Here is a 13,881-nt window from a genome sequence, read left to right on the forward strand (position 1 = left end):
TCATCGCCGCCACGGTGCAATGGTTTACCACCAAAAGGCGGCACGACTAGAATTTCACGGTTTTCTGATATAGCTGTTTCCACCGCATATTCACGAAAGGGATCGTCATGAAACTGAAGCTTGTCACCCTGGCTCTGGCCTTTGCCGCAGCACCCGCCTACGCCGCCATGGGCACCACCGAGATCCCCACCTTCGCCGGTCAGGCAGCGGCTGCCGAAGCGGCCAAGAGCGCCGTGCCCACCACTGCCGAGGGCTGGGTCGCCCGCATGAGCGACTTCACCCGCAACACCTCCGCCTTCAAGGACCCCAAGGTCTTCCTGCCCTGGGCCAGTGCGGTGACCGAGCCCGGGTTCTACGTGGCCATGATGAACGGCATGATGGATCCGGGCGGCTGGCTCACCATGATGAACAGCATGGCCCATCCCGATGCCGTGCGTAACTACGTACAGTTCGCCGACCCCAACATCTACCTGCGCTGGGGTGCCGCCAGCCTGGACCCCAACTTCTACACCGCCCTGCTGACCCAGTTGTCCGACCCGGGCAAGCTCATGCGCTGGGCCATGGTGCCGGCGGACCCCAAGCTGTGGAACCTGCTGCTCAACACCCTGAACCCCAACACCTACATCCGCTGGGGCATGGCGCCCCTGGACCCCAGGGCCTGGAACCTGGCAGGCACCCTGGCCAACCCTGCCCTCTACACCGGCATGGCCGGCGCCGTGGTTAACCCTTATGGCTACGGTCAGGGAACCAGCAGCTGGCTGACCTGGACCCCGGCACCTCCAGTCCAGGGTGCTGGCAGCTTCGCCATGTGGGACCCGGTGGCCATGCTGGGTAACCTGACCGGGTTCATCCCCGGCATGCAGGGCTTCACCCTGCCCCAGTTGCCCCAGATCGGCCTGCCTTCCTTCACGGTCCCCGCAGCCACTCCGGCACCCGCCGCCACTCCGGCGCCCGTAGCCACCCCAGCGCCCGTAGCCACCCCAGCGCCCGTAGCCACCGCGCCTGTAGACAAGCCCGCAGCGGCCCCTGCGCCCGCCGCCAAGCCTGCTGCCGCTCCAGTGGTGGTGGCGGCCCCGGTCGTGGCTGCTCCGGCCGTGGTTGCCCCGGTGCCGGCGCCCCAGGCCACGCCTGCAGCCCCCGCCGCCAACAAGGTGGTGCTGGCCGGAGATGCCCTGTTCAAGCTGGGCAAGTCAGGCATCAAGGACCTGTCAAAGGACGGCAAGGCCAAGCTGGACGAGGTGGTGGCCAAGCTGAAAGGCATGGGCGAGATTGACCAGATCAAGGTGGTGGGTCACGCTGATCCTACCGGCAAAGCCAAGGCCAACCTGCGCCTGTCCGAGGCCCGGGCCAAGTCCATCAAGTCCTACCTGATCGCCAAGGGCGTGAAACCCAACGTGATCATCACCAGCGGCATGGGTGACACCCAGCCCGTGGTGCAATGCGCGGCCGATCTGCCCAAGGAACAGCTCCGGGAGTGTCACGCCCCCAACCGTCGCGTGGAAATCGAGATCGTCGCCAAGTCCAAGTAATCAGGACTTCTCTCATGAAAAGGCCGCCCTCGGGCGGCTTTTTTGTATCCGGGGTTTGACGTCGAGTCATTCGCCCCCCAACTTCCATGATGCGTTCACGTGGGAATGCTGAAAGCCCACGGACAGCCAGAGCTACACCACTTCGCCCTCATTGCGGCCCAAATCCAAGTGCTTCTGAAATTCGGTCTGAACTGCCCATGGGAATGTCACCTGAACTTGTGTGCATGACTGCAAAGAACCTGGAGCCGCCGGTCAGTTGGATGCTGCTGACCGTCTCGAAGTCGGCCTAAGCCGACGGTCACCCCAACCTGATCCCGGTCTTTCTCCAATGACTGCTTTCCTCGGCTTCGACGGAGAAGTAGCGCTCCGTTAGCAATGCCAACTCCACCACTTTCAGTTCATCAACGTTTTATGGAACTCGGGTGGATTTATTGCTCGCGCCCCTTTACTCCATTCGCGAACCCGTGGGGTGGCTGTCGGAAACCGCCTGGAACATAATCCCAGCCACATCGTATCCCCCTGTCCGACGTTGACAGGCGGATCTGGGAGCAAGGCCTTAACCACCTAAAAAATAGTGAACAACCAATTCTTCGAGCACCCCATCCTCAATTCGCCCTACGACTACCCGGCGCGTCACTGGGAGCTCGATGCGCAGGGCCAGCCTACCCAGCAAATTCTTGATCGACGCCGTCGGGCAGAGTTCATCACCCCCATCCCCAAGCCCAAGAAGCGCAAGGGCCAGTCGACACAAGCCTCACTTCTGCTGGATGGCGGTGACGGCCTCTCCACCCAGGCCCAGGAATACGAAAAAACCGCGTCCATGATCAACGCCGTCCGCCAGGAGGTGGACAAGTGGCGCGGCATCCAGAGCCCCAACGACTGGCGCGTCACACCAGAAACCGCGCGCCTGCTGCAACACTGGCGGCATCACAAGTTCAGCGGCATCCGTCCGTTTTTCTGCCAGGTCGAAGCGGTTGAGACCGCGATCTGGCTGACCGAGGTCGCGCCGCAACTGGGTAAGGCCGGCGAGAGGTTTCTTGAGCACCTGTCCAACGCCAACAACGACGCCAACCCGGAACTGATGCGCCTGGCCCTCAAACTGGCCACCGGCGCCGGCAAGACCACGGTCATGGCCATGCTCATCGCCTGGCAGACCATCAACGCGGTGCGCCGGCCCGGCAGCAAGAAATTCACCCGTGGTTTCCTGATTGTCGCCCCCGGCCTGACCATCAAGGACCGCCTACGTGTGCTTCAGCCCAACGACCCGGACAGCTACTACCTGAGCCGCGAACTGGTGCCGGGCGACATGATGGGCGACCTGGAACGGGCCAAGATCGTCATCACCAACTACCACGCCTTCAAACTGCGCGAGCGCATTCCCCTGTCCAAGGGCGGCCGGCTGTTGCTGCAAGGGCGCGGCGGCGAAGCACTCGACACGCTGGAATCCGAAGGCCAGATGATCCAGCGGGTCATGCCCGACCTGATGGGCCTGAAGAACATCCTGGTCATCAACGACGAGGCCCACCACTGCTACCGGGAAAAGCCGGAACAGGCTGCTGATGAAGCCGAAGACCTGAAAGGCGACGAAAAGAAGGAAGCCGAGCAGAACAACGAAGCCGCCCGTCTGTGGATTTCTGGCCTGGAAGCCGTCAACCGCAAGCTCGGCCTGACGCGGGTCATTGACCTGTCCGCCACCCCCTTCTTCCTGCGCGGCTCCGGCTACGCAGAAGGCACCCTGTTTCCCTGGACCCTAAGCGATTTCTCGCTGATGGACGCCATCGAGTGCGGCATCGTCAAACTGCCGCGCGTGCCGGTGGCCGACAACATTCCCGGCGCCGAAGTACCTGTGTTCCGCAACCTGTGGGATCACATCCGCAAGGACATGCCGAAGAAGGGACGCGGCAAAGCCGAGGGGCTGGACCCGCTCAAGCTGCCGACCCGCCTGCAAACTGCCCTCGAAGCCCTCTACGGCCACTACAAGAAAACCTACGACCTGTGGGAGCAGGCAGGCATCAAAGTGCCGCCCTGTTTCATCGTGGTCTGCAACAACACCGCCACCTCCAAGCTGGTTTACGACTACATCTCCGGCTTCCAGCGTCCCAAAGGCGATGGTTCGAGCACGCTGGAGCATGGGCGATTGGAGCTGTTCCGCAACTTCGACGAACACGGCAACCCGCTCGGCCGCCCCAAGACCCTGCTCATCGACAGCGAGCAACTCGAATCCGGCGAAGCCCTGGACGACAACTTCCGGGGCATGGCCGCCGATGAAATCGAGCGCTTCCGCCGCGAGATCATCGAGCGCACCGGCGACCCCCGCGCCGCCGACAACATCACCGACCAGGACTTGCTGCGTGAGGTTATGAACACCGTCGGCAAGGCGGGCCGCCTGGGCGACTCCATCCGCTGCGTGGTGTCGGTGTCCATGCTTACCGAGGGCTGGGACGCCAGCACCGTGACCCACGTCCTCGGCGTGCGCGCCTTTGGCACCCAGTTGCTGTGCGAACAGGTCATCGGCCGCGCCTTGCGCCGCCAGTCCTACGAGCTCAACGAGGACGGCCTGTTCAACGTCGAATACGCCGATGTCCTCGGCATCCCCTTCGACTTCACCGCCAAACCCGTGGTGGCCCCGCCGCAGCCGCCGCGCGAAACCATCCAGGTCAAGGCCATCCGCCCCGAGCGGGACGAACTGGAAATTCGCTTCCCCCGCGTCCAGGGTTACCGGGTGGAACTGCCGGAAGAGCGCCTGACCGCCGAGTTCAACGAAGACTCCATCCTTGAACTGACGCCAGAACTGGTCGGCCCTTCAACAACACGCACTGAAGGCATCATTGGTGAAGGTGTGGACCTCAACCTGGTCCACACCGGCGACATGCGCCACTCCACCCTGCTGTTCCACCTCACCCAGCGCCTGATCTACACCAAGTGGCGCGACCCCGGCGAAGAACCCAAGCTCTACCTGTTCGGCCAGTTGAAGCGCATCGCCAAGCAATGGCTCGATACCTGCCTGGTCTGCAAAGGCGGCACCTACCCCGCCCAGCTCATGTACCAATCCCTGGCCGACATGGCCTGCGAACGCATCACCGCCGGCATCACCCGCGCCCTCATCGGCGAACGCCCCATCAAGGCGGTGCTCGACCCCTACAACCCCACCGGCACCACTGCCCATGTCAGCTTCAACACCTCCAAGAAGGACCGCTGGGAAACCGACACCCGCCGCTGCCACCTCAACTGGGTGATCCTGGATAGCGGCTGGGAGGGCGAATTCTGCCGCGTGGCAGAAGCCCACCCGCACGTGAAGGCCTATGTGAAGAACCACAACCTCGGCCTGGAAGTGCCTTACCGCTACGGTTCCGAAATGCGCACCTACCTGCCCGACTTCATCGTTCTGGTAGACGACGGCCACGGCGAAGAGGACCTGCTCCACCTCATCGTCGAAATCAAGGGCTACCGCCGCGAAGACGCCAAGGAGAAGAAGGCCACGATGGAAACCTACTGGGTGCCCGGCGTGAACAACCTCAAGCAATACGGCCGCTGGGCCTTCGCCGAATTCACCGAGGTGTACCAGATGCAGCACGAGTTCGAAGCCAAGGTCGAAGCCGAGTTCAACAAGATGATCGAGGCCGCCTGCGCATGAAGTTCGAGACCTTCCAGGCCGGGCGCCTGCAGCAGCGTTACCACTATCAGAGCTTCGAGCCTACCCTGGTCAATCATGACTGGACCTGGGAAGACCCGCGTATCCATCTACTGCTCGAATCCGCCAACCGCGCCCTGGGCGAGCTCAACGCCTTCTCGCTGATCGTTCCCGACATCGACCTGTTCATCCAGATGCACGTGGTCAAGGAAGCGCAGACCTCCAGCCGCATCGAAGGCACGCAGACCGGCATCGACGAAGCCCTGTTGTCGGAAGAGCACATCCCGCCGGAAAAACGCGACGACTGGCGCGAAGTCCGCAACTACATCGACGCGGTCAACACCGCCATCGCCCAACTCTCCACCCTGCCGCTATCCAACCGACTCCTGCGCGATACCCACGCCACGCTGATGCGCGGCGTCCGGGGCGAACACAAACAACCGGGCGACTTCCGCAGCAGCCAGAACTGGATCGGCGGCTCCAGCCTGCAAGACGCCGCGTTCATCCCACCCCACCACGAAGGCGTGGCCGACTACATGAGCGACCTGGAACAGTTCTGGCACAACGACCGGATCACCGTGCCGCACCTGATCCGAATCGCCATCAGCCACTACCAGTTCGAGACCATCCACCCCTTTCTGGATGGCAATGGCCGCATCGGGCGGCTGCTCGTGCCGCTCTATCTGGTCAGCCACGGGCTATTGGCCAAGCCCTCGCTCTACCTGTCGGATTTCTTCGAACGACACCGCGCCAGCTATTACGACGCCCTCATGCGCGTGCGCGTGTCCAACGACCTGATCCACTGGGTGCGCTTCTTCCTGCAAGGCGTCGCGGAAACCGCCAGCAAAGGCCGCGATGTCTTCCGCCAGATCCTCACCCTGCGCACCGATGTCGAACAGCGCATCCTCAGCCTCGGCAAGCGCATACCCAATGCCCGCGCCGCCCTCGACGTGCTCTATCGGCAACCCCTGATCGCCGCCAACGACCTGGAGCACGCCCTGGGCGTATCCAAACCCACCGCCCACGCCCTGGTGCGCGACTTCGAACGCCTGGGCGTACTGACCGAAACCACGGGACAGATGCGGGACCGGCTCTATGCCTTTGATCCTTACCTTAAATTGTTTGTTGGTTAACGGAATCGCGTTTTCGTTAACTTAAATGACCAACAAGTAAACGAATCCGGCCAAGGCTATACAGGACAGAACACATACATGGCTAAACCGCCCAAGACCCCGCTCAGCGTCGAAGCCCTCAAGCACGACGACGCCACCCGCAAGAACATCCCCACCGCCGAATACCAGTCGGTGATGCAGAAGAACGAGCAATCGCCCGTCCGCATCGCCTACGAGCGCCGCAACCGCGACCTGGACCCGCAACTGGTCTGGCGCGGCAAGGACCAGCAGGACTGGTCCGACCTCGTCGTCCACGCCCCGCCGCTCTACATCCAGGAAAAGGTTCACCCCAAGGTGTTGATCGACGACCTCAAGCGTTTCCTCCCCTCTCCCCCCGGGAGAGGGGCCGGGGGTGAGGGAGCCCGGCCAGACAAGGCCCCCGAACAGATCGACCTCTTCGCCGACTTCAACGGCCTGCCCGGCGACAGCGCCAAGACCGAGTTCTATCAGCACGACGCCCACTGGGCCAACCGCATGATCCTGGGGGACAGCCTGCAAGTGATGGCCTCCCTCGCCGAGCGCGAAGGCCTGCGCGGCCAGGTGCAGTGCATCTACTTCGATCCGCCCTACGGCATCAAATTCAACAGCAACTTCCAGTGGTCCACCACCAGCCGCGACGTCAAGGACGGCAACACCGACCACATCACCCGCGAGCCGGAACAGGTCAAGGCCTTCCGCGACACCTGGCGCGACGGCATTCACTCCTACCTCACCTATCTGCGCGACCGGCTGACCGTGGCGCGGGATTTATTGACGGATTCCGGGTCGATCTTCGTGCAGATCGGGGATGAGAATGTGCACCGGGTTCGGGCGGTGATGGATGAGGTGTTTGGGGATGAGAACTTTGTTGACCAGATAATTTTTCAAACTTCAAGTGGCCGGGTATCTGAAGGACTTGATGGCGTTTATGACGTAATTGTTTGGTACGCAAAGGACCGCTCTCTAGCTAAATTCAGACGGCTAAAGAAGGAAAGGACTGCTGAACAACTCGATACCGCCTACACGTATCTACAGATGGAAGATGGGACCTTTCGTCCTATGACGAGGGGCGAACGTGAAGATGCTGAGTCATTGCCTAAAGGGGTAAGGCGATTTCGGCCCGGTCAGACCCAAAGCCAGACAGGAGGCAAGTCGTCGTCCTTCGTTATCGAGTTTGAGGGCAAGAGTTTCTTCCCGCCAAAGTCAGGTGGTTGGCGAACGACTCTGGTCGGTTTCGAACGAGCTTCTAAGGCCGCTCGTCTGATGGCGCGAGGAGCCTCAGTAGCGTACCGACTATGTGATGCCGACAATCCCTCAATCCAGATGACCAATATTTGGACAGATACCGTATTTACTGCCTTCGGATCGGATAAGGCATACATCGTCCAGACTAATCCAAAGGTTATCGAGCGCTGCCTTCTGATGTCCACCGACCCCGGTGACCTCGTGCTCGATCCCACCTGCGGCTCTGGCACCACCGCCTATGTCGCCGAACAATGGGGCCGCCGCTGGATCACCCTCGACACCTCCCGCGTCGCCCTGGCCCTGGCTCGCGCCCGCATTATGGGCGCCCGCTATCCCTACTACCTGCTCGCCGACAGCCGCGACGGCCAGATCAAGGAAGCCGAAGTCACCCGCACCGTCCCCTCCAGCCAACCCACCCGCGGCAACCTCCGCCACGGCTTCGTCTATGAGCGCGTGCCGCACATCACCCTGAAATCCATCGCCAACAACACCGAGATCGACGTCATCTGGGACAAGTGGCAGGCGAAGCTGGAACCGCTGCGCGAACAACTCAACCAGGCGCTGGGACGGGGTTCTGTAGGAGCGGGCTTGCCCGCGATTGACACCGTTGCATCGCGGGCAAGCCCGCTCCTACCCGCTTGGCAGGAATGGGAAATCCCCCGCGACGCTGACACCAAATGGTCGGATGCTGCCAAGAAACTCCACGCCGACTGGTGGCAAGCCCGCATCGCCCGCCAAAAGGAAATCGACGCCTCCATCGCCGCCAAGGCCGAGTTCGAATACCTCTACGACAAGCCCTACGAAGACAAAAAGAAGGTCCGTGTCGCCGGCCCCTTCACCGTGGAAAGCCTGTCGCCCCACCGCGTCCTGGCCGTCGATGAAAACGATGAACTGATCGACAAGGTGGCCGAACCGGAAACCGGCTACGGCGAGGAACGCGGCTTCGTCCAGATGATCCTGGAAAATCTCAAGACCGCCGGCGTCCAGCAGGCCCACAAGGAAGACAAGATCAGCTTCACCGCGCTGACCCCCTGGCCCGGCAACCTGGTCTGCGCCGAAGGCCGGTATCTGGAACCCTCTCCCTCTGGGAGAGGGCAGGGTGAGGGCGGGGTTGAGGGTGGAGTTGAACGCCGTGCCGCCATCTTCATCGGCCCCGAATTCGGCACCGTCTCCCGCCCCGACCTGGTGGAAGCCGCCCGCGAGGCCGGCGACGCCGATTTCGACGTGCTCATCGCCTGCGCCTTCAACTACGACGCCCATTCCTCCGAGTTCGACAAACTCGGCCGCATCCCGGTGCTCAAGGCCCGCATGAACGCCGACCTGCACATGGCCGAAGACCTCAAAAACACCGGTAAGGGCAACCTGTTCGTCATCTTCGGCGAGCCCGACATCGACATCCTGGAAGTCGAGGGGACGCAAAATCGCGGCCAGGTACGGGTGAAAGTAAACGGCGTCGATGTCTTCCACCCCAACACCGGCGAAGTCCGCAGCGACGGCGCCGAAGGCATCGCCTGCTGGTTCATCGACACCGACTACAACATGGAATCCTTCTTCGTCCGCCACGCCTACTTCCTCGGCGCCAACGACCCCTACAAAGCGCTGAAGAACACGCTGAAAGCCGAAATCAACGAAGAAGCCTGGGCCACCCTGAACAGCGACACCTCCCGGCCGTTCGACAAACCCAAGTCCGGGCGCATCGCGGTGAAAGTAATCAATCACCTGGGGGATGAGGTGATGAAGGTTTTTAGGGTCTAACGAGAGAAGGAGGGTGTCATGTACCTGCGCACAATCGTCTGCCTAGCAAACTCCAAAAAACCGCCTTCAGGTCGGTGCGTGGCGGGAAAGGAGCTTGACGATCCCAGAGAGGGTCACTGGGTTCGCCCAGTAAGCGCAAGAGAGGGGCAAGAGGTTTCTGAAGATGAACGGCGTTACGAGAACGGGCGTAGAGCGCAGTTGCTCGATATTATTAACGTACCATTAATTAGCCATCAACCAACCGGTCATCAGGTCGAGAATCACATTCTCGATTCCGATTACTACTGGGAGCCAATCGGTAGGGCCACTTGGGCACAGGTAATTGCGTTGATAGATCCCTACGACGCGAATTTCTGGCAGCCCGGGGAAAGTACGCACCACGGAGTTCATGACAAGATCAGCGAATTTATTACGCCTTCAATAACCAGTTCGTTGAAACTGATTCGACCAGAGAGTTTTTTCCTTGTTGTGCAGCGTGAGGAAGGCTACGAAGGGCGCCCGTCAAGAAAACGGGTTCGTGGTAGGTTCAACTATCATGGACGCTTCTATATTCTATCCGTTACCGACCCTTGGGTGGAGGATGACTATCTTACCCGTAACGAGGGAACCTATGAAATTGAGAATGCAGTGCTTTGCATCAGTCTTGCCGGTGTGTGGAACGGATACGCATTTCGGCTTGTTGCTTCTGTAATCACTCCTGACCTATTCGAGGATTGACCATGAATCGAGAGGTTTTCACCATAGGGCACTCCACTCATTCAAGTGAGCGTTTCATCGACTTACTCATAAAGAACTCAATTCAGGTTATTGCTGATGTTCGATCATCGCCGTTTAGCCGATTTAATCCGCAATTCAATCGCGAGGAACTTCAGTCTAGCCTCAAACAGGCGGGAATTCGCTATGTCTATCTTGGTAAAGAGCTGGGTGCCAGGAGCGAGGATCCTTCGTGTTATAAGGGAGATAAAGTGCAATATGACCGCCTGGCAAAGACAAAGCTATTCCAGGCGGGAATAGATCGGGTCATAGAAGGGGCCGGTAAATTTCGAGTGGCACTGATGTGTGCCGAGAAAGACCCACTCGATTGCCATCGAACTATCTTGGTGGCTAGAGAATTGGTAAATCGAGGTTGCTCGGTGACACATATCTTGGAAAACGGCACCTGCGAGGCACATGAAGAATCCATCAAGCGCCTGGTCAGTGCACTAGGAATGTCGCTGGATGACATGTTTCGATCGGAGCGGGAAATTTACGACGATGCCTATGCTTGCCAAGCGAGAAGAATTGCTTATGACCAGAGTGAACGGCGAACGACTGAAAACACCCACGAAACTCAACATGATGATCTAAAGGCCACCGAATGAAGCTATTTACCATCGGTTTTACGAAGACAAGTGCTGAAGGTTTTTTTGAGAGGTTAAAACATTCGGGCGCCAAGTCAATCATTGACGTCCGATTGAATAACGTTTCTCAGCTTGCCGGCTTTGCTAAGCGAGACGATTTGAAATACTTCGCGCGCACGGTTTGCGGTATTGACTACCGACATATCCCAAGCCTCGCCCCTACCAAAGACATCCTTGACCAATACAAGAAGGCCAAAGGTGACTGGTCTGTATACGAAAGTAAATTCTTGGAATTGATGAGGTCTCGGCAGATCGAAAATCTTGACAGGAAATTGCTCGATGGTGGTTGTTTATTGTGTAGCGAGGATAAGCCCCATCATTGTCACAGACGATTGGTGGCTGAATATCTGAAGCAGCATTGGGGTGACGTTGAGATAGTGCACCTCTGAGTGCCGATGGATAACAGCAAATGGATTTGCGCATCGCCGACACCTTCACCGACAGCCTCGCCCGGCTGACTGGCGACGAGCAGAAGGCCGTCAAGACCACTGCTTTCGACCTGCAACTGAACCCAGCCAATCCGGGGTTGAGTTTCCACAAGCTGGACAAGGCGCGGGATAAGCATTTCTGGTCGGTGCGGGTGAACAGCGACATCCGGCTGATCGTGCACAAGACGGCATCCAGCCTGTTGTTGTGCTACGTGGATCATCACGACCCGGCCTACGAGTGGGCCAACCGCCGTAAGCTGGAAACCCACCCCAAGACCGGCGCGGCCCAGTGGGTGGAAATCCGCGAGCGGGTGGAGGAGGTCCGGGTTCCCTATCACGCCGGGACGGAAGTATCTGTTCCGGCGACCCCAACCAGTCGCGTGAAGCCACCCCTTTTCTCTGGGCGTTCCGACGACGAATTGCTCGGCTACGGTGTGCCGGCGGAGTGGCTGGCCGACGTCCGCCAGGCCGACGAGGACAGCTTGCTGGACCTGGCCGACCATCTGCCGGCCGAGGCTGCCGAGGCCTTGCTGGAACTCGCTACGGGTGGCAAGCCGCAGATCAGCCTACCCACCGCTGGGTCTGACCCCTACAGTCATCCCGACGCCCAGCGCCGCTTCCGGGTCATGAACGATGTGGCGGAACTGGAACGCGCCCTGGAGTTTCCGTGGGAGAAGTGGACGATCTTCCTGCACCCTGCCCAACGGCAATGGGTGGAGCGCGACTACAGTGGGCCGGCGCGGGTTTCCGGCTCGGCGGGCACGGGCAAGACCATCGTCGCGCTGCACAGGGCCGTGTTTCTGGCGCGCAGCCAGCCCGATTGCCGGGTGCTGCTGGCCACCTTCTCCGACACCCTGGCGAATGCGTTGCGAACCAAGCTCCGCCGTCTGATCAGCAATGAGCCCCGATTGGCGGAACGCCTGGAAGTGCATGCCATGAATGCGATCGGCGAGCGGCTCTATGAACAGCAGTTCGGGCGCCCGCAGATCGCTTCCCGTGAGGCGATCAAGCAGTTCATGGCAGAAGCCTCGGCTGGTCAGAAATTCAGCATGAATTTCCTCCTGACGGAGTGGGAGGACCTGGTCGATGCCTGGCAACTGGATAGTTGGGAGTCCTACCGCGACGTCAAACGGCTGGGTAGAAAAACACGCTTGCCGGAACAGCAACGCGCCGCCCTCTGGTCCATCTTCGATGCGGTTCGTGCCCGCCTGAAGGCGGAGGGGCTGATCACCTATTCAGGCCTGTTCAGCAAGCTGGCTGCCCACTTGGCGGAGCGCAAACACCCCCCCTTCGAGTATGTCGTGGTCGATGAGGCCCAGGATGTCAGCGTCGCGCAGTTGCGCTTTCTGGCGGCCATGGGCGCCACGGCGGGGGTGGATCGGCCGAACAGCCTTTTCTTTGCTGGCGACCTGGGCCAGCGGATATTCCAGCAGCCCTTCTCCTGGAAATCGCTAGGCGTGGATATACGCGGGCGTTCGCGCACCCTGCACATCAACTACCGGACCTCGCACCAGATCAGGATGCAGGCCGACCGGCTGCTGGGGCCGGAAGTGTCGGATGTGGACGGCAACAAGGAAGAGCGGCGCGGCACGGTTTCCGTATTCAACGGGCCGCCCCCTGTCGTTCGTGCATTCGATAGTGAGGCAGCGGAGATTGATGCTGTTGGCGCTTGGGTGGCAGAGCGCAGTCGGGAGGGTGTGGCGCCCCATGAAATCGGCGTATTTGTTCGCTCCGATGCCGAGTTGGAGCGCGCCCGCGCCGCCGTTGCCAAGGCCGGGTTGCCCTTCAAGGTGCTCGATGAGCACGTGGAAACCGTCACCGGCCAAGTGTCGATCTGCACCATGCACTTGGCCAAAGGCCTGGAGTTCCGGGCCGTGGCGGTAATGGCTTGCGACGACGAGGTCATTCCCCTGCAATCGCGCATCGAAACCGCCGCTGATGACTCGGACCTGGAAGAGGTCTACAACACGGAGCGGCATCTGCTCTACGTTGCCTGCACTCGGGCACGGGATCATCTGCTCGTCACCAGCGTCGAACCGGCTTCGGAGTTTCTGGAAGACTTGCGCGTGTAAACGGGCTGCGCTGGTTGTGTGGTTGAGAACATCAAGGACCAGGAACGGTTGCCCAGCGCCCGCGTCATGCTGGGCTGCGCAAAGTATTGGCCAACACCCTGGCCAACGCGGATGGCCCACCATTGCCGACATTCGAGTGAGCTGCGAGGCCTTTCTCTAGTGACCGGAGTTGACCCAGACCAGCCTGCCACAGGCGGCGTCCCCAAGGTCAGCTACGAGGGGCTGACGTTAGTGAAGGTCCGTTATCGGGAGTTTGGGATGACGGCTCAACCAAACTCCTGCCCGAAAAAGTCCTGACTGATCGTTTGAAGGTGATGCCGTTTCCTCAAGGCCTGGGTCAGTCGGCCGGGTCTTCTGCCTCGGGGAATTCTTCCTCGAAGTAGCCTACCCGCTGCCAGGAGTTTTCATTCAGGGCCACCTCGTAGCGGGCCCAGCTACGGAATTCGTCCAGGGTGCATTCTCCCGCCTTGCGCCGGCAGGTGCCGGCCATGCCGCGAAAGCGAATCATCTCCTCGCCGCACTCCGGATCCATCCCGAATTCCAGGGCCTGGCGTACGCCCCAGGAGCGGCCATAGGCCCCATTGCTGTAATAGGCGCCCGCGCGGATGTCGAAGATCTTCTGCATGGTTGGAGGATGCGTTCCGTGAAGGTGTTAATTTTTTGTCATCCG

The 13,881-nt window shown here is 60.4% G+C and carries 9 protein-coding genes; 8 read left to right on the plus strand and 1 reads right to left on the minus strand.

Annotated features, from left to right (window positions below; translation table 11 throughout):
- Positions 1-107 precede the first annotated feature (107 nt).
- The 8 genes from H6935_13405 (at position 108) to H6935_13440 (ending at position 13,211) form a co-directional block, all read left to right on the plus strand.
- Positions 108-1,529, plus strand: a complete 1,422-nt coding sequence (locus H6935_13405) for an OmpA family protein (protein MCP5279336.1) — start codon at positions 108-110, stop codon at positions 1,527-1,529.
- 574 nt (positions 1,530-2,103) lie between these two features.
- A complete protein-coding gene (locus H6935_13410; GenBank protein MCP5279337.1) occupies positions 2,104-5,163 on the plus strand; it encodes a DEAD/DEAH box helicase family protein in 3,060 nt (1,019 codons plus the stop codon).
- The gene (locus tag H6935_13415) at positions 5,160-6,293 is read left to right on the plus strand and encodes a Fic family protein (GenBank protein ID MCP5279338.1); all 1,134 of its coding nucleotides are present in this window, start codon (positions 5,160-5,162) and stop codon (positions 6,291-6,293) included. The genes H6935_13410 and H6935_13415 overlap by 4 nt, the downstream gene beginning before the upstream one ends.
- A 78-nt stretch (positions 6,294-6,371) precedes the next feature.
- The gene (locus H6935_13420) at positions 6,372-9,311 is read left to right on the plus strand and encodes a site-specific DNA-methyltransferase (protein ID MCP5279339.1); all 2,940 of its coding nucleotides are present in this window, start codon (positions 6,372-6,374) and stop codon (positions 9,309-9,311) included.
- An 18-nt stretch (positions 9,312-9,329) separates the two neighbouring features.
- Positions 9,330-10,028, plus strand: a complete 699-nt coding sequence (locus tag H6935_13425; protein ID MCP5279340.1) for a hypothetical protein — start codon at positions 9,330-9,332, stop codon at positions 10,026-10,028.
- Positions 10,029-10,030: 2 nt separating this feature from the next.
- Complete coding sequence (locus H6935_13430; GenBank protein MCP5279341.1) at positions 10,031-10,672, plus strand: DUF488 domain-containing protein; 642 nt, start codon at positions 10,031-10,033, stop codon at positions 10,670-10,672.
- Positions 10,669-11,100, plus strand: coding sequence for a DUF488 domain-containing protein (locus H6935_13435; protein ID MCP5279342.1), 432 nt, complete (start codon positions 10,669-10,671; stop codon positions 11,098-11,100). The genes H6935_13430 and H6935_13435 overlap by 4 nt, the downstream gene beginning before the upstream one ends.
- A gap of 20 nt (positions 11,101-11,120) precedes the next feature.
- Positions 11,121-13,211 carry a UvrD-helicase domain-containing protein gene (locus H6935_13440; protein ID MCP5279343.1) on the plus strand — a complete coding sequence of 697 codons (2,091 nt, stop codon included), beginning with the start codon at positions 11,121-11,123 and terminating at the stop codon, positions 13,209-13,211.
- 337 nt (positions 13,212-13,548) lie between these two features.
- Here H6935_13440 and H6935_13445 read toward each other — a convergent pair whose 3' ends face one another.
- Positions 13,549-13,836 carry a hypothetical protein gene (locus tag H6935_13445; GenBank protein MCP5279344.1) on the minus strand — a complete coding sequence of 96 codons (288 nt, stop codon included), beginning with the start codon at positions 13,834-13,836 and terminating at the stop codon, positions 13,549-13,551.
- Positions 13,837-13,881 lie beyond the last annotated feature (45 nt).

This window comes from Thiobacillus sp. (assembly GCA_024235835.1).
Classification (GTDB): Bacteria; Pseudomonadota; Gammaproteobacteria; order Burkholderiales; family Thiobacillaceae; genus PFJX01.

Coding starts and splice junctions, on each gene's coding strand:
- H6935_13445 (MCP5279344.1), bottom strand. CDS start 13,836: ATGCAGAAGATCTTCGACATCCGCGCGGGCGCCTATTACAGCAATGGG.
- H6935_13435 (MCP5279342.1), top strand. CDS start 10,669: ATGAAGCTATTTACCATCGGTTTTACGAAGACAAGTGCTGAAGGTTTT.
- H6935_13425 (MCP5279340.1), top strand. CDS start 9,330: ATGTACCTGCGCACAATCGTCTGCCTAGCAAACTCCAAAAAACCGCCT.
- H6935_13405 (MCP5279336.1), top strand. CDS start 108: ATGAAACTGAAGCTTGTCACCCTGGCTCTGGCCTTTGCCGCAGCACCC.
- H6935_13440 (MCP5279343.1), top strand. CDS start 11,121: ATGGATTTGCGCATCGCCGACACCTTCACCGACAGCCTCGCCCGGCTG.
- H6935_13420 (MCP5279339.1), top strand. CDS start 6,372: ATGGCTAAACCGCCCAAGACCCCGCTCAGCGTCGAAGCCCTCAAGCAC.
- H6935_13415 (MCP5279338.1), top strand. CDS start 5,160: ATGAAGTTCGAGACCTTCCAGGCCGGGCGCCTGCAGCAGCGTTACCAC.
- H6935_13430 (MCP5279341.1), top strand. CDS start 10,031: ATGAATCGAGAGGTTTTCACCATAGGGCACTCCACTCATTCAAGTGAG.